Here is a 22732-nt window from a genome sequence, read left to right as displayed (position 1 = left end):
AAGACCGGCATGCTGGCTGCCGAAGCTGCTTTTGAAGCCGTGCAGGCAGGTCGCACCAGCGATGAACTCACCGCCTATCCGGAGAGTTTCAAGACGTCGTGGCTGCACACCGAACTGCATCGCGCGCGCAACTTCAAGCAGTGGATGAGCAAGGGCCTGTACCTCGGCACGCTGATGGTCGGCATCGAGCAGAAACTGCTGGGCGGCAATGTACCGTGGACGCTGCATCACCAGCATTGGGATCACGAGATGCTCAAGCCGGCTTCCCAATGCACGCCGATCGTGTATCCGAAGCCGGACGGCAAACTGACGTTCGACCGGCTGTCGTCGGTGTTCATCTCGAATACGAACCACGAGGAGAACCAGCCGGCGCACCTGACGCTGAAAGATCCCACGGTGCCGGTGAACGTGAACTGGCAGACCTATGCCGGGCCGGAGTCGCGCTATTGCCCCGCCGCGGTTTATGAGTTCGTCAAGAACGACGACGGCAGCGAACGCCTCGTGATCAACGCGCAGAACTGCGTGCACTGCAAGACCTGCGATATCAAGGATCCGACGCAGAATATCGTTTGGGTCACGCCTGAAGGCGGCGGCGGTCCAAACTATCCGAACATGTAATCGATGCTTCACTTGCCTTCGCAGCGCCCGCTTCTGAACGCGGGCGCTCTGGGAAGGCAAGCAAACTCAAGCCCGTCCCACCGCTTCAATCCGCTCCCGCACCTTCGCCACCACCGGCGCCCAGTCGCCGACATGCGGCTGTCGAACTAACTCAATCGAATCGTACCAGGCCGTCTCCGGCGATCCATCGCCCCAGAACCAGGCGGACACGTGGTCGATCATCAAACAGGTCGGCACGCCGAGCGCTCCCGCCAAATGCGCGGGCCCGCTATCGATCGTGACCACCAGATCCAGATTCGCGAGCAACGCTGCGACATCGTCGAAACCCGATTGAAAATGATGCGTCAGATCGACGACGTCGAGACCCTTGGCCCGCCACTGCGCGACCGTCTCGCCGCGCCCCGGCGACACAGCGAAATAGGTCACACCGGCTACATTCAACAGCGGTTCGATTTGCTCGACCGGTACCGAACGCCGCATATCGCGGATATGGTCCGGATTGCCGTTCCACACCAGACCGACCTTGCGATTGCCGCGCTTACCCGCCGTGTGCGCTTCGACTCGCTCACGCCATGTCTGCTCAAGAGCAGGATCAGCGCTCAAGTATGGCGCGCCCCACCCCGTTGCGTCGACAATACCGAGCCGCAGCGGCAGGCTCATCAGCCCGCAATGAAAATCCGGCTGCGTCTCCAGACTCGTTTCGAGCGGCAAATCGGCGGGCAGCATTCTTTCGAATAGAAGCCGCAACGGTCCGTCGTGGCCGAAAATCACCCGGCCGCCCTCACGCCGCGCCCGCTCGGCCAGCACCGGCAAAAAACGCACTGCCCAGAGGCAGTCGCCATTGCCTTGCTCGCCGTACACCACCAGCGTTTTGCCGGCAAGCGATTCGCCCTGCCAATGCGCACTGATCGCCGCGAGGGCTTGCTGCGCGTTATTCAGCTCGGCCGCCGCGAACGCGATGCGCGACTCGTAATGCGTCCAGCCATCGGCAAAACGTCCACTGCGAATCTCGAGTTCCGACAGATCGAACAGCGCATGGGCGTTGTGCGGCGAAAGCGCCAGCACTTGCCGCAGCAACGCCTCGGCCTCGGCGAATCGCGCCTGCTCCTTGATACACAGCGCCAGCTTGTGAAGCGCCACCGGATTGCCCGGCACGACGCGCACGGCTTCGCGTAAATGCGCCTCGGCTGCGGCGAAGTCATCGCGCTGCTGGACGGCCGCCGCGCGCCAGATCAACGCGTTGGCGTCTTCGGCATGGCGCGCGAGCAGCAGGCCGGTGGCCGAGTCGACCAATGGCCAGTCGCGCAACACGAACGCCGTTTGCGCAATCGTATGCAGCAGTGTCGGTTCGCAGGAAGGATCGAGTTGATAGGCGCGCACCAGCGCAGCAAGTGCCTCGCGCTGGCTCGCCTTGTCGCGGCCGGCGTGTTGCAGCAGCGCCAGACCGAACGCCAGGCAGTCGCCGGCGGCGGCATTGGGCGCGGCGGCTTGCGCACGCAGACCCGCGAGGTGGCTCGCGGACGGCGCGGAATTGAGATCGGTCATGGAGAAGGGACTGCCCTCGGAGAACGCGTACAGAACTGCCTGAAGCAGTCCCGTTAAGGCGCGCTCGCCGCGATCTTCGGCGTGCTGACGGCTACGTCGCCGCATTGCGCGCGATGGCGCAGCGCATGGTCGATCAGCACCAGCGCGAGCATGGATTCAGCGATCGGCGTGGCGCGGATGCCGACGCACGGGTCATGCCGTCCGAACGTTTCGACGACGACCGGCTGCCCCGCCTTGTCGATTGAGCGGCGTGGCGTGCGAATGCTCGACGTCGGCTTGATCGCGATCGATACTGTCACGTCCTGGCCGGTCGAGATACCGCCGAGCACACCGCCCGCGTGATTGCCGACGAAACCCTCCGGCGTCAATTCGTCGCCATGCACCGAGCCGCGCTGCGCGACGCTGGCAAAGCCCGCGCCGATCTCGACACCCTTTACCGCGTTGATGCCCATCATGGCGTGCGCAATGTCCGCGTCGAGACGGTCGAACAACGGCTCGCCGAGGCCGACCGGCACGCCCGACGCCACGACGTTGATGCGCGCGCCGATCGAGTCGCCGTCTTTGCGCAGCGCGTCCATGTAGGCTTCGAGCTGCGGCACGATCTCCGCGTTAGGCGCGAAGAACGGGTTCTCGCGCACGTGCGCCCAATCGACGAACGGCACGTCGATCTCGCCGAGCGCCGCCATATAGCCGCGAATCTCGGTGCCGAATTTCTCGCGCAGCCATTTCTTGGCGACCGCGCCCGCAGCCACCGTCGGCGCCGTGAGACGAGCCGACGACCGGCCGCCGCCGCGATAGTCGCGGATACCGTATTTCTGCCAATAGGTGTAGTCGGCGTGGCCCGGGCGGAACGTGTCGGCGATGTTGCCGTAGTCCTTGCTGCGCTGGTCCGTATTGCGGATCAGGAGCGCGATCGGCGCGCCGGTGGTCTGGCCTTCGAACACGCCCGACAGAATCTCGACCTTGTCTTCTTCCTGACGCTGCGTGACGTGGCGCGACGTGCCGGGCTTGCGGCGGTCGAGTTCGAACTGGATGTCGGCTTCGTTGAGCGCCATGCCCGGCGGGCAGCCGTCGATCACACAGCCGATAGCGGGGCCGTGCGATTCGCCGAAGGTCGTGACAGTGAAAAGCGTACCGAGCGTGTTGCCGGACATGGGCGTCGTCCAAAGAAATGCGGGGAAAGCGTTATTATGCCAGCCCCGTGGCGTCCGGACCGCGTCGCGCGGCCGCTTTGGCCGATCGGCCAAGGGTGCATGCGCGAGCGCTTCCCGCTCGATCACCCGGTTTGTCAGGACACATGCCGCGCGATGTAGGAACGTTCGCATCGCCGCCGGCCCGAGTCACTCAGGCTGCGGGAACGCAAAACATCGCGAGTCGGAAATTTCTGCGCCGATATTGCGCACAACTTGGCCGGGCAATCTGCACCTGGCCGGCGCCCGCATTCCACCACCTTTCACCCGAGCCCCGCCCGCGCGGGCATCTTTCGTTTTCCGTGACGCCATTCGCGGGCTTCAGCGCCGCAGTCACGCTACTTCCGTGCTCCGCGCAACTCGGTGACGATCTGCTGCAACTTCTCCGGCGTTGCCAACGCGGGCTCAATCGGCTCGCCCACCGCCAGCGTCAGGCGACTCATGACGCCCTTCTGGATCGGCCGCGGCCAGCGCGCGTCGCCCGCGCGCGAAAACACGCTGCCCCACAGGCCACGCAACGCCATGGGAATGACCGGCGCCGGCGTGCGCCGGATGATCTCGGTGACGCCATGACGGAACGGATTCATGTCGCCGGTTCTGGTCAGCTTGCCCTCCGGGAAGATGCAGACCAGATCGCCCTCCGCGAGCGCCTGCGCGCAGCGCTCGTAGGCGCGCGTCAGCAGCTGGGGATCCTGGTGCGCGGGCGCGATCGGAATTGCCTTGGCGTGACGGAACACCCAGCCGGCAAACGGCGATTTGAAGATCTGGTGGTCCATCACGAAACGGATCGGCCGCGGGCTCTCGGCCATGATGACGATCGCGTCGACGAAACTCACGTGATTGCAGACCAGCACGGCCGCGCCTTCTTCCGGAATCCGCTCGGCATGCACGAGGCGAATCCGGTAGAACGTGTGCACCAAGACCCAAGCGATGAAGCGCAGCAGAAACTCCGGCACCAGCGAGTAGATATAGGTCGCCACCACGATGTTGAGCAACGCGGTGACGAGGAAAATCGCGGGAATGCTGAAGCCCGCAGAAGTCAGAGCGACGGCCATCAGCGACGAGACGATCATGAATAGCGAGTTCAGGATATTGTTCGCCGCGATGATGCGCGCACGGTGGCTCGGCTGGCTGCAGCTCTGGATCAGCGCATACAAGGGCACGCTGTAGAAGCCGCCAAACATGGCGAGCAGGAACAGATCGGCCAGCACTCGCCAGTGCGCGGGCCGCAGAATGAACTCGCCGACGCTCAGCAGATGTCCCGGCAGCGGTAGCGCGTGGCTAGCGAAAAACAGGTCGATTGCGAACACGCTCATGCCGATCGAACCGAGCGGCACGAGCCCGATTTCGATGCGCCGCTTCGAGAGCTTTTCGCACATCAGCGAGCCGAGGCCGATGCCGATCGAGAAGGTGCCGAGCAGCACAGTCACAACGTCCGGATCGGCTGACAGCACATTCTTCGCGAAGCTGAAAAACGACGACAGGAAGATCGCGCCGACGAACCACAACCAGGAAATCCCGAGCAGACTCAGAAACACGGTGCGACTCTCGTGCGCCAGTTTGAGGTTTCGCCACGTCTCGCTGACCGGATTCCAGTTGATGCGCAGATCGGCCTGCGGGGCCGGCGTGGTCGGTACGAAGCTCGATACCACGCGCCCGACCAGCGCGATCGCAACGCACGCGCAGGCCAGCACCACCGCGCCATGTTCGACAAAACCCGCGCCCACCCCGCCGACGATCGTACCGATCAGGATCGCCACGAAGGTGCCCATTTCGACCATGCCATTGCCGCCGACCAGTTCCGCCTTCGACAGATGCTGCGGCAAATAGGAGTATTTGACCGGCCCGAACACGGTGGAGTGCACGCCCATCAGAAACGTGCACAGGTACAGAAGCGGCGCGCTATGCAGCCAGAAACCCGCGCCGCCAACCAGCATCACTACGATTTCGAAGCTCTTGACGAAGCGCGTGAGCATCGCCTTGTCGTACTTGTCGGCGATCTGGCCGGAGGTGGCCGACAGCAGCACGAACGGCAGAATGAAAATGGCCGAGATCAGGAACGCCGCCGTTTTCGGATCGACTCCGGAAAAGCGCGCCGCCTGATACGTGACAAGCGACGTGAAGCCGATCTTGAACACGTTGTCGTTCATCGCGCCGAGGAACTGGGTCCAGAAAAACGGCGCGAAACGGCGCTGACTGAGCAGCCGGAACTGGGATTCGTGCGCCTCGTGTTGACGGGCAGCGCGGCGGGCAGCAGGTAACGGACGATCGCTCATGGAATTCCAAACACAGGCTGGAAGAACGACATGGAAGAAAGTGCCATGCACGGTGTTGCGTGTGGGCGGGTCGCCGGGCGGCGCGCGGTGCCGGATTGCAAACCCCGGACTGCAAACCCATTACGCGCGCTCGCACCGGCCTCGGCGTCGAGCCGGCCACCGAACCGGACACCAAACTCCACATGAGGCCGAACCCAGCGCCGGACACAAAAAAAGCGCACGCTTGCGCGCGCGCCTCGACTGCCTTTTCGCGCTCACAGCAACGACCAGCGCGTCGCAGTGAATCGCCGCGCATTAACGCGCGGGCTGCTGTTCCTGCTGTTCTTCCGGCCAGTCGCGGATATAGGCCTTGAGCATGCGGTTTTCGAAGCCCTGCTCTTCCACCACTGCCTTGGCGACGTCGTAGAACGAAATCACGCCCATCAGCGTGCGGCTTTCCAGCACCGGCAGATAACGCACGTGATGTTCGAGCATCATGCGGCGGACTTCGTTGACGTCCGTTTCCGGCGTGCAGGTGAGCGGATGGTCGTCCATCACCTTGCGGATCGTGGAAGTGCCGACGCTGCCGCCATTCTTGCTCAGCGTCAGCATGATTTCGCGGAATGTGAGCATGCCGACGAGGTCGCCGTACTCCATCACCACCAGCGAGCCGATGTCGTGCTCGGCCATGGCATTGACTGCGTCGTGCAGCGTAGTATCCGGCGTGACCGTGAATAGGGTATTGCCTTTGACTTTGAGGATGTCGCTGACTCGCATGATCTGTCTCCCGTAGTGCCCGCTAAGCTGGTAAAGCATCGATGTTTTTCGATCCTAGCGGAAAGACCCATAAAAGGAAAGCGGCCCGCCCACCAAGGCGCAGCGGGCGTTCGCCGGTTCGAAGCGGTGCTTGCGCGCGCACCCGCATCGGGAAAACCGCGCTTGAAGCGCCGCATGCCGGTGATAGGATGGCCGCCACTTTCACCATTCGCGAGGCCGTCCGTGGCCTCGCCGCCCAGCATGTCCGCCAACCGTTTCGACACGCTTGCGCTGCACGCCGGCGCTGCTCCCGACCCGACAACCGGCGCGCGCGCCACGCCGATTTACCAGACTACCTCGTTTTCGTTCCGCGACTCGGACCACGCCGCGGCGCTCTTCAATATGGAGCGCGCCGGTCACGTGTACTCACGCATCTCGAACCCGACCGTGGCCGTGTTCGAGGAACGCGTCGCCGCGCTGGAAAACGGCGCGGGCGCGATCGGCACGGCGAGCGGCCAGGCGGCCTTGCATCTGGCCATCGCCACGCTGATGGGCGCGGGCTCGCACATCGTCGCCTCCAGCGCGCTGTACGGCGGCTCGCACAATCTGCTGCACTACACGTTGCGACGCTTCGGTATCGAGACGACCTTCGTCAAGCCCGGCGACCTCGACGCGTGGCGCGCCGCGCTGCGTCCGAACACGCGGTTGCTGTTCGGCGAAACGCTCGGCAATCCGGGCCTCGACGTGCTCGATATCGCCGCCGTGGCGCAGATCGCGCATGAGCACCGTGTGCCGCTGCTGGTGGACTCGACATTCACCACGCCTTATCTGCTTAGACCGTTCGAACACGGCGCGGACTTCGTTTATCACTCGGCCACCAAATTTCTCGGCGGCCATGGCACGACGATCGGCGGCGTGCTGGTGGACGGCGGCACATTCGACTTCGAGGCCTCCGGGCGTTTTCCCGAATTCACCGAGCCTTACGACGGCTTTCACGGCATGGTGTTCAGCGAGGAAAGCACCGTCGCGCCGTTCCTTCTGCGAGCACGCCGCGAAGGCCTGCGCGACTTCGGCGCCTGCCTGCATCCGCAAGCCGCGTGGCAACTGCTGCAAGGCATCGAAACGCTGCCGTTGCGGATGGAGCGGCACGTTGCCAATACACGCCGCGTGGTCGAATTCCTGACCGGTCACGCGGCAGTCGAATCCGTCGCCTATCCGGAGTTGCCGACACACCCGGATCACGCCCTTGCGAAGCGCCTGCTGCCGCGCGGCGCCGGCGCGGTGTTCAGCTTCAATCTGCGCGGCGACCGCGCCGCCGGGCGCAGTTTCATCGAGGCGCTCTCGCTGTTCTCGCATCTCGCGAACGTGGGCGACGCGCGCTCGCTCGTGATCCATCCCGCATCGACCACGCACTTTCGCATGGACGCCGCCGCGCTCGCCGCGGCCGGCATCGCCGAAGGCACGATCCGCCTCTCGATCGGCCTCGAAGACCCGGACGATCTGATCGACGACCTCAAGCGTGCGTTGAAAGCCGCACAGAAAGCGAGCGCGACGAACCCGCCGCATGGCGGCACAGCCGCCCAACCCCGCCCGGAGTCAGCATGATCCTGACCGTTCAAGGCAAACCCGCCTACGCGTACACCGGCGGCAAAGCGTTCGATGCGAACCTGCCGACCGCCGTCTTCATCCACGGCGCCGAGCACGATCACAGCGTGTGGGCGCTGCAAACCCGCTACTTCGCGCATCACGGCTTTGGTGTGCTGGCCGTGGATCTGCCTGGTCACCGCCGCAGCGCGGGCCCGGCTATGACCACGGTGCCGGCCATGGCCGACTGGCTGGCCGCGCTGCTCGACGCCGCCGGCGTGCAACGCGCCTTCGTGGCCGGCCACAGCATGGGCTCGCTGATCGCGCTCGACTTCGCCGGCCGCTATCCGGAGCGCGCAACGCATCTCGCCCTGCTTGCCACGGCGATTCCGATGGCCGTCTCCGACGCGCTGCTCGACGCCGCCTTGCACCGTGAGCCCGAAGCGATCGCCATGGTCAATCAATGGTCGCATTCGACCTTCGCAGCCAAACCCTCCTGCCCCGGCCCCGGCTTCTGGCTGCACGGCATGAACCAGCGTTTGATGGAGCGTGTCTCGGCAAGCGGCGAGCCGAACCTGTTCCACACCGACTTCGCCGCCTGCAACAGCTACGCGGACGGCCTCGACCGCGCCGCGCAGGTGCGCTGTGCCGTACGCCTGATCGTCGGCCGGCGCGATGCGATGACGCCGCCGCGCGCCGCCAAAGCACTTGCGGGCGCCCTGGCGCAGGCCGGCGTACCGGTCGACACGGTCACGCTCGAAACCGGTCACGCGCTCATGTCCGAGCAACCCGACGCCACGCTCGACGCCCTCTTCGACTTCGCTTCCAGAGCGCCCCGCGAGGTCCAATAGACGTCACGAGCCATCACGATAACCGCGCGGGGAGCGGCGCGCCATCGGCCGAATGGCCAGGTTGCGCGCGTCGGCCGATAGCCGCACAATGGGCCAAGCCTGTCCTGTTTCGAGCGCGTGCATCTGCATATTCGTACGCGCTGAAGGATCGAGAAGCGTCGCAATCTGGAGGCCGTGATGGCTCAAACCGCGCACACCGATCACTTCGCGAGTTTCGCGGAGTTCTATCCGTACTATCTGAGCGAGCATCGCAACACAGTCTCGCGGCGGCTGCATTTCGTGGGATCGCTCGGCGTGATCGGCTGTCTCGCCATGGCACTCGCCACTGGCGACTGGCTATGGCTGCCCGCCGCCGTGATCTGCGGGTACGGTTTCGCCTGGGTCGGGCATTTCTTCTTCGAGAAGAATCGGCCGGCTACCTTCCGGCATCCGCTTTACAGCCTGATGGGCGACTGGGTGATGTTCAAGGACATCTGCGTCGGCAAGATTTCGCTGTAGCAATGCGCTGGTTTTCAGCGCCGACAGTACGCATTCCGCGCGACTCAAGCCGCCTGATGCGGCATGGAAGGTGTGCCGGGTTCGCTCTGCTCGGCAGGCGCCGCACGAGCGGCCGCGCGCGCGGTCATCAACGCGGCGAGTGTAACTTTCAGCTTGTCGTTTTCCAGCGCCGCCAGCAGCATCTGGCCATCCACGCGGGTGGACGCCAGTTGCAGCTGATACTCGAGTTCGGCGCGGTCGATCACGAACAGCTCGAACAGGCGCTCAACCGTGATCTGCGCCGGATTCGCCAGCAACAGGAAGTGCGGACGCATGCCGTCCTCCTGCAAGCGCGCGATCCATTCGATCTCCTCGAGTTTCTGCAGCAGGTTGATGGTGGTGTCCATATCGCGTCGAAGCATTCGCGAAAGTTCGGGTACGGTGTAGCCGCGCTTGCCTGCCTCGCGCGCTTCCGAGAGCCGCGCGAGAAGTTCGAGCGAGTCGAACAGATTACTGCCCTCGAAGGTGGGCCGATGAAACTGGCCGATGCGAATGGCCGGCAACGCGGACGCGATCATCGCGCCGGCAAGCGTGATGAACCAGCACAGATACATCCAAACCAGGAATAGCGGCACGGCTGCGAATGCGCCGTACACCGCGGTGTAGGTCGGAATGCGCCGCACGTAATAGCCGAAGCCGCGCTTCGCCAGTTCGAAGGCGATCGCCGCGGTCACGCCGCCAATCACCGCGTCGCGCCATTCCACGCGGCAATTCGGCAGGTAGACATAGAGAATCGTGAAGGCGAGCGCGGTGAGCGGCAGCGCCGCGCCCGCGAGCGCCCACTCGATGACGGGCGTCATGCGCTGCGCCGCCGTGAAGGTCATGGACTGCGTGAACAGATACGACGATATCGACAAACTCACGCCGATCAGAATCGGCCCGAGCGTGATGATCGCCCAGTACACCAGGATGCGCTGCGCGATAGGCCGCGCTTTGCGCACGCGCCAGATCACGTTGAAAGCGGATTCGACCGTCATCATCGTCATCACGGCGGTGACGAACAGAAAGATCATGCCGATGGTCGTGAGACCCTTCGCCTTCGACGCAAACTGATTCAGATAGTTAAAAATCTGACTGTTGAGCTGCGCGGGCATCAGATGGTCGGCAAGAAAAATCTGCAGCGACATCTGGAACGAAGCAAAGATCGGAAACGCGGTGAACAGCGCGAACGCGACCGTCGCGAGCGGCACGAGCGAGAGCATGGTGGTGAACGTAAGGCTGCCGGCCACCTGCGGAATGCGGTCTTCGCTACTGCGCTGCGCGGCAAATTGCGCGAGCCGTTTGAGCGTGTCGAGATCGAAACGCACCCTGGACAACAAACCCCACCTCCTTGCTGCATGCACCGGTATGACAGGACCGCGCGCGAGACCTGGCCGAATGGCTATGGGCGGCCTATGGAGCGGACCCAGCCCCTATAATACCCGTTCACCGATGAGGCCTATGAAAGACATTCTCGTGCTCTATTACAGCCGTCACGGCGCCACGCGCGAGCTCGCGCTGGCGATCGCGCACGGCGTCGACAGCGTTCCCGGCATGCAGGCGCGCGTGCGTACCGTGCCGGCGGTGTCCACCGTCTGCGAAGCGACCCAGCCCGATATTCCCGCCGAAGGGCCGCCCTATGTCGAACTGCGCGACCTCGAAGATTGCGCCGGTCTCGCGCTCGGTTCGCCTACCCGCTTCGGCAACATGGCCGCGTCGCTCAAATATTTCCTCGACGGCACCACGCCGCAGTGGCTGTCCGGTGCGCTTGCCGGCAAACCCGCTTGCGTGTTCACGTCCACCGGCAGTTTGCACGGCGGCCAGGAGTCCACACTGCTCTCCATGATGCTGCCGCTTCTGCATCACGGCATGCTGATCGTCGGTATTCCGTACACGGAAAGCGCATTGAGCACCACGCAAACCGGCGGCACGCCGTACGGCGCGTCGCATTTCGCGCGCGCGGGCAGCGCCGAACACGGTATCTCCGCGGACGAGAAGACGCTCGCCGTCGCGCTCGGCGCGCGTGTCGCGCGCACGGCGGCATCCATGAGTGAAAGGCCGTGAACGAGCCGCACGCGCAACCGGTCGGCGCGTCGAACGCCGACACCGCAACGCGGGCGCCCACGCCTCCGAGCGCTCCGCCCGTGCCGCGAAATCGCGCCGCCGCGCTCGGCGCCACCACGACCCTGGTTGCGCTGATCGTCGTGTCCATCGTGTGGGAATGGTGGCTCGCGCCGCTGCGTCCCGGCGGTTCGGCGCTTGTGCTCAAGGCGGTGCCGTTGCTGCTCGCGTTGCCTGGCGTCTGGCGGCATCGGCTTTATACGCTGCAATGGGCGTCGATGCTGATCCTGCTGTATTTTGCCGAAGGCATTGTGCGTGGCTGGAGCGACCGCGGGCCGAGCGCAGGGCTCGGCTGGCTGGAAGCCGTGCTCTCCGTGGTCTTCTTCGTCTGCTCGCTGGCCTACGTCGCGCCGTTCAAACGCGCGGCGAAACGAGCAGCAAAGCAGGCTGCAATTCAGCCCGAAATTCAGCCAGCCAATCACGCCGGAAGCGAGCCGGCCGATCACGCCAATCCGTCCGGCTGACAAAACGCTCCGCCTCGCCTGACATTTCCGCCCGAATACGCTGACCGACCGACATGACCCAAACCGCTTTTCTCGCCGCCTGCCGCGACGCCATCGGCGCCGCGCAGGTGCTGACCGTTCCGCATGACACCGCCCCGTATCTGACCGACTGGCGCCGCCGCTACACCGGCGCGGCGTGCGGGGTACTCTGCCCGGCCACGCCTGACGAAGTCGCGGCACTCGTGAAGCTTGCCGTCGAGCATCGCATCGCGCTGGTTCCGCAAGGCGGCAACACGGGCCTCGCCGGCGGCGCCACGCCGGACGCAAGCGGCGCGCAGGCGGTCGTCAGCTTGCGGCGTCTGAACCGGGTGCGCGACATCGATCCGCACAACAATACGATCACGGTCGAAGCCGGCGTGGTTCTCGCCGAAGTGCAGAAGCACGCCGACGAGGCCGGCCGCCTTTTCCCCTTGAGCCTCGCCGCCGAAGGCAGCTGCACGATCGGCGGCAATCTCGCCACCAATGCGGGCGGCACCGGCGTGCTCCGCTACGGCAACGCCCGCGAGTTGTGCGTCGGGCTCGAAGTGGTCACGCCGCAAGGCGAACTGTGGGATGGCCTGCGCGGACTGCGCAAGGACAACACCGGCTACGATCTGCGTGACCTGTTCATCGGCGCGGAAGGCACGCTCGGCATCATCACCGCCGCCGTGCTCAAGTTGCATCCGCAACCGGCCGCGCGCGTCACGGCGCTCGCCGCGCTCGCGTCGCCGCATGCCGCGCTCGACTTTTTGTCGCTCGCGCAGCGTGCCGCCGGGCCGCTGTTGACCGGTTTCGAATTGATGTCCGATTTCTGCCTGCGGCTGGTCGGCCGGCATTTCGAGCAGATGCGCTATCCGTTCGCCGAGCCGCACGCGCAAGTCGTGCTGCTCGAACTGTCGGACAGCGAAAGCGAGGAGCACGCGCGCCAACTGTTCGAGCGTCTGATGGAGACGGCGCTCGAAAACGGCCTGGTGCAAGACGCGGTGGTCGCGGAAAATCTCAGCCAGTCGCGGGCGTTCTGGAATCTGCGTGAACACATTCCGCTCGCCCAAGCCGAGGAAGGCCTGAACATCAAGCACGATATCGCGGTGCCGATCTCGAGTATCGGCCACTTCATCGAGGAAACCGACGCGGCGATCGCGCAGGCCGTGCCCGGCGCGCGCATGGTGACGTTCGGTCATCTCGGCGACGGCAATCTGCACTACAACGTGCAGGCGCCCGAGGGCGGCGACGCGAAAGCGTTCCTCAGGCAATACCAGAGCCCAATCAACCGGATCGTCTACGACAGCGTGCACCGGCATCGCGGCAGCATCAGCGCGGAACACGGGCTTGGCCAGTTGAAGATCGACGAGGCGATGCACTACAAGCAGGACGTCGAGGTGCGGTTGATGCGAACCGTCAAACATGCGCTCGATCCGCTGAATCTGATGAATCCTGGCAAGGTGCTACGCTAGCGTTTGAAGCTCCGCGTCCCTTGCGGAGGCCATTGCAGGAGTCGTCGTCGTGAAGATTCGAGTGCTGTCCGATCTGCATCTGGAAAACGACGAGCCTGAGCTGATCCCGCATGCGCAGGCGGATCTGATCGTGCTCGCCGGCGACATCCACAATCACGCGGCCGGACCGCGCTGGGCCGCGCAAACTTTCGACGGCGCCGTACCGGTGGTCTACGTGCCCGGCAATCACGAGTACTACGACGGCGAGTTCGGCGCGCTTGACGCCGCGCTTTACGACGCGGCAGCGCAGGTCGATAACGTGCACATCTTGAACAACGCCGCGCTGGTCGACCCGCAAGGCCGGTGGCGCGTGCTCGGCACGACCTTGTGGACCGACTTCGCGTTGTACGGAAACGATCCGGACGCGCTCGCCGAATCGATCGAGGCGTCGCGAAAGGTGATGCTCGACTTCCGCGGACTGATCCAGATGAACTGGCCGCACGACACCCACGACGCCACGCGCGACTTCACGCCCGGCGACTCGCTTGCGTTGCACCGGCAAGCGCGCGCCTGGCTCGAAAGCGAACTGGCCAAACCGTTCGGCGGCAAGACGATCGTCGTTACGCATCACGCGCCGCATCGGCTGAGTCTGGCCGAGCGCTATGCGCAAGACCTCGTATCGGCGGGCTTCGTCAATCACCTGCCGGACCTCGTGGGGCCGCCTGTCGCGCTGTGGATTCACGGGCATACTCATACGCCGTTCGACTACAGCGTGAACGGCACGCGCGTGGTCTGCAATCCGCGCGGCTATCGCGACCGGCGTACTGGCCAGTTGGAGAATCCGCTTTTTGCGTGGGATAAGGTCGTCGAGATTTAGCGGTCGCTTGAGGTGGCTTGGGGCGCGCACGACTTGGCGCCGCTGATCGCTCGGGACGGCTGGGCTGGGTTCGGCTGGGCTGGGTTCGGCTTGGCCGGGGCGGCGTTGCTCGGGTCGGCTTCGCTTAAATCCGCTTGGCTTGAATCGGCATGGATTGAATCCGCTTTGGCCACTCGGGCCGACTCGAGTCCCCCGGCCTAATTGCCCGCCTTGGGGCCGATCTGGGTAGCGGGTTCGGACAGCACGCACTACGCTGTCGTAGGTTGTCGAATCGCGGTTATCCGGCCGCGGTTATCGAAACCCAGGCCGGTCGTCCCCGGAGGTCGCTCATGTGTGGTCGAATCAGCCAGTATCGCGAGCCGCGTTTCTACGCCGAGCACCTCGGCCTCGCCGACCCGCTCATGCTCTTCGATGCCGCCGACCGCCGTCCCGGCTACAACCTCGCGCCCGGCACTCACCCGCTCGCCATCTACCCGGATCAAACGGTGCACGCGATCCACTGGGGTTATTGCCCTGACTGGGCGCGCGAACAGCATCTGCCGCAGACGATCAATGCACGCGCCGACGCCGCGCCGAACGGGCGCTACTTCAAGGAGTTGTGGAAAACCGGACGGGTATTGGTGCCGGCAGACGGCTGGTTCGAGTGGCGCACGGAAACCGCGGCCGTGTCCACCATCGGGAATCGTAAAGACAGACTAGACGAGCCGCCAGGCCGCCAGCCCTACTTCGTGCATTTGAAGAGCGACGCGCCCATGTATCTCGCGGCGCTCTCGAGCGTGCGCGGCACTGAACCGCAAACGGAAGGCATGGGGATGGTGATCGTGACGGCCGTCGCCGACGCGGGTCTCGTCGACGTGCACGACCGCCGTCCGCTGGCATTCGCGCCGGACGCGGCGCGCCGCTGGCTGGACCCTGAATTGCCGCTCGATGAACTTGAGCAGCTGACGCGCACCGCCGGCATCGCCGCCGCGCGCTTTCGTTGGCATAGAGTGAGCCACGAAGTGGACCGCACGCTGAACGACGAGCCGGGTCTGATCGCAGCAGTAAACTGAAATTGAGCGCCTTATAGGGGCGCGGAAGGCGGGTGAACCACGGCGGCCCAAAGCTTAAGCGCCCAATCGCCGCGCGCAAAGCTCAACGTAAGCGAGGGACGTGAGCTCGGATCAACTCCGTCACCCCAAGGACAAACAACAGGCTGCCCACCAGCGAGGCGCCACGTCGAATCTCAACGATCGCGCCGCTGCCCCTGCAAATCCGGACGCTCGACCTTGATCGGCACCAGTTGCGGCTGCTGTTCGCGCAGCCGGCGCAGCAAATCGCGCGACGCGGCAATCCCGATCAAGCCAAACATGACGGCCACGCCGATCATCAGATGCGTATCCATGAATCCCTCGTCCTTCTGTCGTTGCGATTTGTAGCGATTTGCCGAACCGCGGCGAACTCAACGCGTCCGGTGCGCGCGGTGTAAGACCGCAGCGCATGAACGACACGTTAGCAAATCGACCGCGCGGCAGAAGTAAGGAAATGTTGCGACGCGGCAGTTATGTAACAGGCGCTCGCGCCAGCTCCCGGCGGACCGTCGACAATCCTCGGAACCCTCGCGCGGCGAGGCTTCAGGTGCGCGCGAACTCGCGCAACTCCTCCTGGTCGGCGGCCAGCGTGGCGGGCAATTCGTCGCGCAGGAATTCGACCCACGTGCGAATCTTGGCGTCCAGGTACTGCCGCGACGGGTACAACGCGTACAGATTCATTTCCTGCGACGTGTATTCCGGCAGCAGCCACACGAGTTCGCCCTTTCGCAAACCACTGATCGCCGAGTAGATCGGAATCAGCCCGACGCCCATGCCGCTCGACACGGCGACCGCCATCGCTTCGGCCACGTTCACCTGAAACGTGGTGGCGCCAAGAGCGATGGTTTCCTCACCGTTCGGGCCGTCGAAAGTCCACTTGTCGGTCGGGAACACAGGCGTGACCATTTGCAGACACGCGTGGCGCGAGAGGTCCGCCGGCGTTTGCGGCACGCCGTGCCGTTCCAGATAGGCAGGCGACGCGCAAGCAATGCTGAACGCGCTGCCGAGCCTCTGCGACACGAGCCCCGAATCCGGCAGACCGGTGGCGAGCGTGAGCGATACGTCGAAGCCTTCGTCGAGCAGATCGGGCATGCGCTGCGCCAGCGTCAATTCGATTTGCACGTCCGGGTAACGGTCCTGATAGCGGCCGACGGCCGGCACCACATAGTGCTGGCCGAAGCTCGTCATGGCGTGGACTTTCAGCTTGCCGGACGGGCGGGCGTGGGCGTCGCTCGCCTCGGCTTCCGCCTGGTCCACGTACGCGAGGATCTGCTCGCAGCGCTGCAGGTAGCGTTCGCCGGCCTCGGTCAGCGCAATGCGGCGCGTGGTGCGGTTCAACAGGCGCGTGCGCAGATGCGCTTCCAGATCGGACACCGCGCGCGACGCGTAGGCCGTGGTCGTATTCAGATGCTGCGCGGCGCCCGTGAAGCTGCCCGCTTCGACGACACGGACAAATACGCGCATGTTTTGAAGCGTATCCATAACTTTCCCTTGTATCCGAAAGCGATTGTTACACGATTCGCAAAGGCGATTGTCTCATATCTCGTAAAAATGCCTTGCATCTTTACCGGTTATTCCCCAATCAATCAAAAAATATAATGACGCACATGCTTCTATAGTCAATTTTGGAGGAAATCGTGCAGTCTCCGGTACAGAAAGGGATCGCCGCAGCCGCGGTTCTTACGATCCTATTAACAATCGCCGGCTGTGCAAGTACCGGAGGCGTCGCGCCGCAGGCCAGCGGAATCGAACCCGCTTCGCTCGACGCGGGCAACGCGATCCGCGCGGCCAATGCGGACGCCCAATGGCCCGCGGTCGACTGGTGGCGCGCCTATAACGATCCACAACTGAACCAGTGGATCGAAGACGCGCAAACGGGCAACCCCAGCCTCGCAGCCGCCCAGGCGCGCGTGCGCGAAGCCATGTCGATGGCCGGTGTAGCCCGCTCGGCGCTGTCGCCGCAAGTCAACGGCAGCCTGTCGATCCAGCGCCAGAAGTGGGCCGACAATCTTTACTACGGCCCGGGCCCGCTGGCCGGCGAGCAATCGTGGAACAACACCGGCACGCTCGGCCTGTCGTATCACCTCGACATCTGGGGCAAGGACAAGAACGCCGCCGAGCGCGCTTTGGACGCCGCGCACGCGAGTTCGGCGGATGCCCGCGCTGCCCAGCTCGAACTGGAAGGCAACGTGGTGCGCACGTACATCGAGATGTCGCTGAACTACGCGCTGCTCGACATCGCCAAGGCCACCTTGCAGCAACAGCAGCAGATCGTGGATCTGGCCAACCGGCGTCTGAAAGGCGGCATCGGCACGCAGCTCGAAGTGAGCCAGGCCGAAACGCCGCTGCCGGAATACGAACGCCAGATCGACGAAATCGAAGAAAAGATCGCGCTCGGCCGCAATCAGCTGGCCGCGCTGGCCGGCAAGGGTCCGGGCGCGGGCGATTCGATCCAGCGCCCGAGCCTGTCGCTCGAGATGGGGCCTGCCGGCTTGCCGAGCGCGTTGCCCGCGGACCTGATCGGCCATCGGCCGGACGTGGTCGCGGCGCGCTGGACGGTCGCGGCGCAAGCGCGCGGCATCGACGTCGCCAAAGCGGACTTCTACCCGGACATCAACCTGCTGGCGTCGATCGGCGGTTATGCGGCGATGGGGCCGCTGTTCCAGTTCCTGAAGAGTCCGTCGCATAGCTGGAGCGCGGGGCCGGCGCTGTCGCTGCCGATCCTCGATGGTGGACGGCTGCGTTCGCAACTCGGCGCGGCGTCGGCGGGCTATGACGAAGCCGTCGAGAGCTATAACCAGTCGATTGTGGGCGCGCTCAAGGACATTTCCGACCAGGTGATCCGCATCCGTTCGCTTGCCACGCAGGCCGAGGATGCCGACCGTTCGGTCGCGGCGGCGCGCAAGAATTACGATTTGTCGCGCGAAGGATATCGGCGCGGCCTGACCGACTATCTGAACGTGCTGATCGCGCAGAACCAGTTGCTGCGCGCGCAGGAAGGCGTGGCGAAGATTCAGGCCGAGCGGCTGGGCGCGCATGCGTCGCTGGTCACGGCGTTGGGCGGGGGACTCGACGACCCGGCTAACGGTCCGCAGGCGAATGAGACGCTGCCGGCGCATGGGAAGGGGAAAGTGGCGAGTTCGGCTGCTGGCGTTTTGCCGGCGAACGCGGCGGCGGGTTCGGGCGCTGGATCGAAGTCGTCGAACGCGGCGGCGAAGCCGAGCGCCGGGCCAATGTCGTCGAACGCGGCGGCGAACTCGAACACTCTGTCCACGTCACCAACGACATCGGCGAATTCGCGCGCTGGATCGACACCCGCAAACGCGGCGGCGAGCACTAATGCCGCTGCCCGGTCGTCTAAGTCAGGAAGCTGATCATGTCCGCCTCCCCTGCTTCCGCGTCGCGGTCGGCGTTTACAGCGAAGTTCGCCACGTTCTACGCGGCGGCCGCCGACTGGGCCCGCAACGACGGCCTCACCTGGATCTACCTCTTCAAAGCGCTCGCCGCCTGCTTCCTCGCGCTCGGCGTCGCAATGAAGCTCGACCTGCCGCAACCGCGCACCGCGATGACCACCGTATTCATCGTGATGCAGCCGCAAAGCGGCATGGTGTTCGCCAAAAGCTTCTACCGGATCTGCGGCACGCTCGTCGGTCTCGTCGTGATGCTCGCGTTGATCGGCCTGTTCGCGCAGCAGCCCGAACTGTTCATCGTCACGACCGCCATCTGGGTCGGCATCTGCACCGCCGGCGCCGCGCGCAACCGCAACTTCCGCTCGTACGGTTTCGTGCTGGCCGGCTATACCGCTGCGCTGATCGGCATTCCCGCCTCGCAACATCCGGACGGCGCGTTTCTGAGCGCCCTCACGCGGGTGGCGGAAGTGGTGGTCGGCATCGTCTGCGCGGGCGCGGTGAGCGGCCTCGTGTTTCCGCAGTACGCCGGCTTGCAGATCCGCGGCACCGTGCGTGCGCGGTTCTCCGCGTTCGTCGAGTATGTGTCGGCGTCGCTTGCCGGCCGCAACGACCGCGCGCAGATCGAAGCGACCAATGCGCGCTTTGTCGCCGACATCGTTGGTTTCGAAGCGGCGCGCAGCGTGGCCGTGTTCGAAGGCCCCGCTTCGCGCATGCGCGGCGGCCGTCTCGCTCGCCTGAACAGCGAGTTCATGACCGCGTCGACGCGCTTTCACGCGCTGCATCAGTTGATGAACCGCTTGCGCAACACGAACACGAGCGGCGCGGCCACCGCGATCGACGCGCTCGAACCGTACTTCAAGGAAATCGCCCCGCTGCTCGCGAAGTCCGGCGAACCCGTGCTGAGCGCCGCCGATGCCGCGCATGCCGCCGCGCAACTCGAAGCCTACAAAGCCGAGTTGCCCAAGCGCGTGCGCGCGACGCGCGCGGAACTGGAAACGCATCCCGAGGCGCCGCTGCTCGACTTCGACACCGGCGCAGAACTGCTGTACCGCTTCATCGACGATCTGCATGCGTACGCGGCCACCTACGCGTCGCTTGCCGTCGATACGCATGAGCGCGAGCGCTGGATCGAGCGTTACGAACCGAAGACGAATGCGATCGCGGCGGGCGTCGCGGGCGTGCGCGCCGCCATCGTGATGATGGCGCTCGGCGCGTTCTGGATCGCGACCGCGTGGCCGAGCGGCTCGACCTTGACGCTGAATGCCGCGGCGATTTGCGCGCTGGCGTCGTCATCGCCGAATCCGAAGCGCACCGCTTTCCAGATGGCCGGCGGCACACTGGTCGCCACGGTGATGGGCATGATCGCGGTGTACGGTGTGTTTCCGCACATCGACGGCTTTCCGCTGCTGTGCGCCGCGCTCACGCCGTTCCTGCTGCTCGGCGTGTTCATGACGACGCGTCCCGCGCTGGCCGGCTATGGCGTCGGCTACTGCATCTTCTTCTGCTTTCTTGCCGGCCCGGACAACGTGATTCACTACGACCCGAGCGCGTTCATGAACGATGCGATGGCGCTGGTGCTGTCCATGCTGGTGTCGTCGATCGCGTTCGCCGTGCTGCTGCCGCCTTCGACGCCGTGGCTGCGCAACCGCCTGCTGGTGGATCTGCGCCGCCAGGTCGTGCTGGCGAGCCGCGCGGGCCTGCGCCGCGTGAGGTCGCGCTTCGAGAGCGGCGCGCGCGATCTGATGTTCCAGATCAATGCGCTCGCTCAGAACGAGCCCGAACTCAAACGCGACACCTTGCGCTGGCTCTTCTCGGTGCTCGAAGTGGGCAACGCGATGATCGACCTGCGCCGCGAAGTGGCGGCGCTACCCGCCGACGCGCGCTATGCAAGGTCGATGCCGTGGCGTGTCGCGTTGCGTTCGATGCGCGATGCACTGGCCGCGCTGTTCGAGCGGCCCCGTGAAGACCGCTTCGACCGCGCGCTGGCCGCGACCTCCGATGCCATCGCTGCCGTCCAGCAGATGCTGGCCACTTTCACGCCGCCGCGTGAAGAGCGGCATCGGCTGCAACGCATTTTGAGTCAACTGCATTTCATTCGTACCGCGCTGCTCGATCCGCAATCGCCGCTTGAACCGCTGATGAGCGGACGTGCCGACGCGTCAGAAGGAGTTCTTCATGCCACGTGATATCGCCGTTTTCGACGCCTACGTGCCGGCCATCGTACTGCTGTTTATCGCAGGCGCCGCGCTCACCTGGATGTTGGACCGCGTGATCGCCTATACGGGTTTGTATCGCGTGGTGTGGCATCCATCCTTGTTCCGGGCCAGCTTGCTCGTGTGTGTGTGCGGCGTGCTGGGTCTCGCCGTTTATCGTTGATCAGAGTCGAAACATGACCATCCGAAATCTTGTGGGCTTCGTCGCGACAGCCGTCATTTTTATCGTCGCGATTTTGATTGGACGCGTGCTGTGGGTTCATTACATGGACGAACCCTGGACACGCGATGGGCGCGTGCGCGCCGAGATCGTGAATGTCGCGCCGGATGTTTCCGGCGCGGTTGTGGATCTGCCTGTGAAGGACAATCAACTGGTGAAGAAGGGCGATCTGTTGATGCAGATCGATCCGTCTCACTATGAGATTGCGGTTGAGCAGGCGCAGGCTGCGGTGGCTGCGCGAAAGGCCGAGTTGCAGATGAAGCGCGATGATGCGCAGCGGCGCGCGGATATGGATGCTTTGGTGGTGTCCAAGGAGAGCCGGGAGAATGCGACTCATACGGCTTCGGCTGCGGAGGCTTCTTATCAGCAAGCTTTGGCGGCTCTGGATGCGGCCAAGTTGAATCTTTCGCGGACGCGGGTTGTGTCGCCGGTTGATGGTTACGTCACCAACCTCAGCGTGTTTCGCGGCGATTATGCGACGGCGGGTTCGGCCAAGCTGGCGATTGTCGATAGTCACTCGTTCTGGGTGTATGGATACTTTGAGGAGACCAAGCTTCCTCATGTGCGGGTCGGCGATAAAGCCGAAGTTCGGTTGATGAGCGGTGGCACCTTGCAAGGGCACGTCGAAAGTATTTCTCGCGGCATCTATGACCGCGACAATCCGGAAAGCCGGGAATTGCTCGCCGATGTGAATCCGACTTTCAATTGGGTGCGCCTGGCGCAGCGTGTTCCTGTGCGGGTTAGGATTGATTCCGTGCCGGAAGATGTTGTGTTGGCTGCCGGGATTACTTGTACTGTTGTTGTTACGCCTGAAGTTCGGAAGGCTGGGTGAGTTGTTCGGATTTCTAAGTGGTTGGCCTTTCCTTGTTTTGCTGGTGGTCTATTAGCGTTGCCCCTGTGCGGGGCGGCACCTACTTCTCTTTGCCGCCGCAAAGAGAAGTAGGCAAGAGAAAACGGCTCACACCGCCAGTTCTTAAGCGGGTCTCTCGCGCAGTTGCGGTAGTGGCGCATCTGGAATCCGTGTTCTCGCACACTCCGCGTAAGTGACAAAGCCGTCATTCTTCCGGCCGGCGCTGCGCGCGCCGTCGTGGTCGTTCGGCACGCAATCGCACTGGCTATTTTCGGATTTTCAATAGTTTGCAATCCAAAATTTAAGATGCTGAACGGCTGGCTAAATCCATGCAGTAAATTTGGCAACGAACCTGTCCGCATTTTTGTGTGCGAGGCGGTTAGCGGAGTTACCCGCGTGCGTTGGTAAAACGCTCTCCAAACAGAATAGCGAACTGGTTCATGGCGGAGGACCAGTCGAATGCCGCCCGTACAGACTTCGCCAGCACGTTGCGCAATGCCAGCCACAGTAGCTTGATGGCGGCCTCGTCGTTGGGGAAGTGGCCGCGGGTCTTGATGATCTTGCGTAGTTGCATGTTCAGACTCTCAATGGCATTCGTGGTGTAGACGACACGGCGTATGTCGGGCGGAAACACGAAGAACGGTGTGACGTTCTCCCACGCCCGTCGCCACGACTGCACGATGGTCGGATACTTCGCACCCCATGGCCCTTCGGCAAAGGCCTCCAGGGCCTGCTGCGCGG

21 protein-coding genes are annotated in these 22732 nt (G+C 64.2%); 13 read left to right on the top strand and 8 right to left on the bottom strand.

The features are described 5' to 3' along the window. Window positions 1-618 (top strand): 4Fe-4S dicluster domain-containing protein (locus B0G73_RS39305; protein ID WP_181196775.1); only part of this gene is annotated, 618 nt, incomplete at its 5' end. 66 nt (window positions 619-684) lie between these two features. On the opposite strand, the gene B0G73_RS39300 is transcribed toward B0G73_RS39305, so the two are convergent. The 4 genes from B0G73_RS39300 to B0G73_RS39285 all read right to left on the bottom strand — a co-directional run bounded on the left by B0G73_RS39300 (window position 685) and on the right by B0G73_RS39285 (window position 6385). Continuing rightward, window positions 685-2163: a tetratricopeptide repeat protein gene (locus B0G73_RS39300; RefSeq protein ID WP_106286405.1), complete on the bottom strand. Its 1479-nt coding sequence runs from the start codon at window positions 2161-2163 to the stop codon at window positions 685-687. Between the two features lie 53 nt (window positions 2164-2216). Next, on the bottom strand, window positions 2217-3317 hold the full coding sequence (aroC, locus tag B0G73_RS39295) for a chorismate synthase (protein WP_106286403.1): 1101 nt from the start codon (window positions 3315-3317) through the stop codon (window positions 2217-2219). Window positions 3318-3691: 374 nt separating this feature from the next. Then, on the bottom strand, window positions 3692-5629 hold the full coding sequence (locus tag B0G73_RS39290; protein ID WP_106286402.1) for an MFS transporter: 1938 nt from the start codon (window positions 5627-5629) through the stop codon (window positions 3692-3694). A 294-nt stretch (window positions 5630-5923) separates the two neighbouring features. Continuing rightward, a complete protein-coding gene (locus B0G73_RS39285; protein ID WP_012433753.1) occupies window positions 5924-6385 on the bottom strand; it encodes a CBS domain-containing protein in 462 nt (153 codons plus the stop codon). Between the two features lie 240 nt (window positions 6386-6625). Here B0G73_RS39285 and B0G73_RS39280 point away from each other — a divergent pair, with 240 nt between their 5' ends. From B0G73_RS39280 to B0G73_RS39265, 3 genes are all read left to right on the top strand, one after another. Beyond that, entirely contained in the window at window positions 6626-7969 is a 1344-nt protein-coding gene (locus B0G73_RS39280; RefSeq protein WP_106286401.1) for an O-acetylhomoserine aminocarboxypropyltransferase, read from the top strand. Beyond that, on the top strand, window positions 7966-8799 hold the full coding sequence (locus B0G73_RS39275; RefSeq protein WP_106286400.1) for an alpha/beta fold hydrolase: 834 nt from the start codon (window positions 7966-7968) through the stop codon (window positions 8797-8799). The genes B0G73_RS39280 and B0G73_RS39275 overlap by 4 nt, the downstream gene beginning before the upstream one ends. Before the next feature lie 177 nt (window positions 8800-8976). After that, window positions 8977-9297, top strand: coding sequence for an Mpo1-like protein (locus tag B0G73_RS39265; RefSeq protein WP_012433756.1), 321 nt, complete (start codon window positions 8977-8979; stop codon window positions 9295-9297). Between the two features lie 44 nt (window positions 9298-9341). On the opposite strand, the gene B0G73_RS39260 is transcribed toward B0G73_RS39265, so the two are convergent. Beyond that, window positions 9342-10655: a YihY family inner membrane protein gene (locus B0G73_RS39260; protein ID WP_181196774.1), complete on the bottom strand. Its 1314-nt coding sequence runs from the start codon at window positions 10653-10655 to the stop codon at window positions 9342-9344. 121 nt (window positions 10656-10776) lie between these two features. On the opposite strand from B0G73_RS39260, the gene wrbA reads away from it, so the two are divergent. From wrbA to B0G73_RS39235, 5 genes are all read left to right on the top strand, one after another. Next, on the top strand, window positions 10777-11379 hold the full coding sequence (gene wrbA / locus B0G73_RS39255) for an NAD(P)H:quinone oxidoreductase (RefSeq protein ID WP_106286398.1): 603 nt from the start codon (window positions 10777-10779) through the stop codon (window positions 11377-11379). Continuing rightward, window positions 11376-11900, top strand: coding sequence for a DUF2069 domain-containing protein (locus tag B0G73_RS39250; RefSeq protein ID WP_106286397.1), 525 nt, complete (start codon window positions 11376-11378; stop codon window positions 11898-11900). The genes wrbA and B0G73_RS39250 overlap by 4 nt, the downstream gene beginning before the upstream one ends. Window positions 11901-11953: 53 nt before the next feature. Next, window positions 11954-13372, top strand: coding sequence for an FAD-binding oxidoreductase (locus tag B0G73_RS39245; RefSeq protein WP_106286396.1), 1419 nt, complete (start codon window positions 11954-11956; stop codon window positions 13370-13372). Between the two features lie 49 nt (window positions 13373-13421). Beyond that, on the top strand, window positions 13422-14228 hold the full coding sequence (locus B0G73_RS39240) for a metallophosphoesterase (protein ID WP_106286395.1): 807 nt from the start codon (window positions 13422-13424) through the stop codon (window positions 14226-14228). Between the two features lie 329 nt (window positions 14229-14557). After that, window positions 14558-15280, top strand: a complete 723-nt coding sequence (locus tag B0G73_RS39235) for an SOS response-associated peptidase (RefSeq protein ID WP_106286394.1) — start codon at window positions 14558-14560, stop codon at window positions 15278-15280. 173 nt (window positions 15281-15453) lie between these two features. On the opposite strand, the gene B0G73_RS40880 is transcribed toward B0G73_RS39235, so the two are convergent. Next, on the bottom strand, window positions 15454-15612 hold the full coding sequence (locus B0G73_RS40880; protein WP_181196773.1) for a hypothetical protein: 159 nt from the start codon (window positions 15610-15612) through the stop codon (window positions 15454-15456). Window positions 15613-15841: 229 nt separating this feature from the next. Next, entirely contained in the window at window positions 15842-16780 is a 939-nt protein-coding gene (locus B0G73_RS39230) for a LysR family transcriptional regulator (protein WP_106286393.1), read from the bottom strand. A 155-nt stretch (window positions 16781-16935) separates the two neighbouring features. Here B0G73_RS39230 and B0G73_RS39225 point away from each other — a divergent pair, with 155 nt between their 5' ends. From B0G73_RS39225 to B0G73_RS39210, 4 genes are read left to right on the top strand one after another with little or no spacing between them, the layout of a single operon-like run. Next, the gene (locus B0G73_RS39225; RefSeq protein ID WP_106286392.1) at window positions 16936-18672 is read left to right on the top strand and encodes an efflux transporter outer membrane subunit; all 1737 of its coding nucleotides are present in this window, start codon (window positions 16936-16938) and stop codon (window positions 18670-18672) included. Window positions 18673-18674: 2 nt separating this feature from the next. Continuing rightward, the gene (locus B0G73_RS39220) at window positions 18675-20894 is read left to right on the top strand and encodes an FUSC family protein (protein ID WP_106286391.1); all 2220 of its coding nucleotides are present in this window, start codon (window positions 18675-18677) and stop codon (window positions 20892-20894) included. Then, on the top strand, window positions 20884-21084 hold the full coding sequence (locus tag B0G73_RS39215) for a DUF1656 domain-containing protein (protein ID WP_106286390.1): 201 nt from the start codon (window positions 20884-20886) through the stop codon (window positions 21082-21084). The genes B0G73_RS39220 and B0G73_RS39215 overlap by 11 nt, the downstream gene beginning before the upstream one ends. Window positions 21085-21097: 13 nt before the next feature. Then, the gene (locus tag B0G73_RS39210; protein WP_106286389.1) at window positions 21098-21973 is read left to right on the top strand and encodes an HlyD family secretion protein; all 876 of its coding nucleotides are present in this window, start codon (window positions 21098-21100) and stop codon (window positions 21971-21973) included. A 406-nt stretch (window positions 21974-22379) separates the two neighbouring features. Here the strand turns inward: B0G73_RS39210 and B0G73_RS39205 are convergent. Next, a partial coding sequence (locus B0G73_RS39205) for a transposase (protein WP_146144249.1) occupies window positions 22380-22732 on the bottom strand: 353 nt, incomplete at its 5' end.

The organism is Paraburkholderia sp. BL25I1N1 (genome assembly GCF_003002025.1).
GTDB lineage: Bacteria > Pseudomonadota > Gammaproteobacteria > Burkholderiales > Burkholderiaceae > Paraburkholderia.
This window is presented reverse-complemented; position numbering and strand designations above follow the sequence as displayed.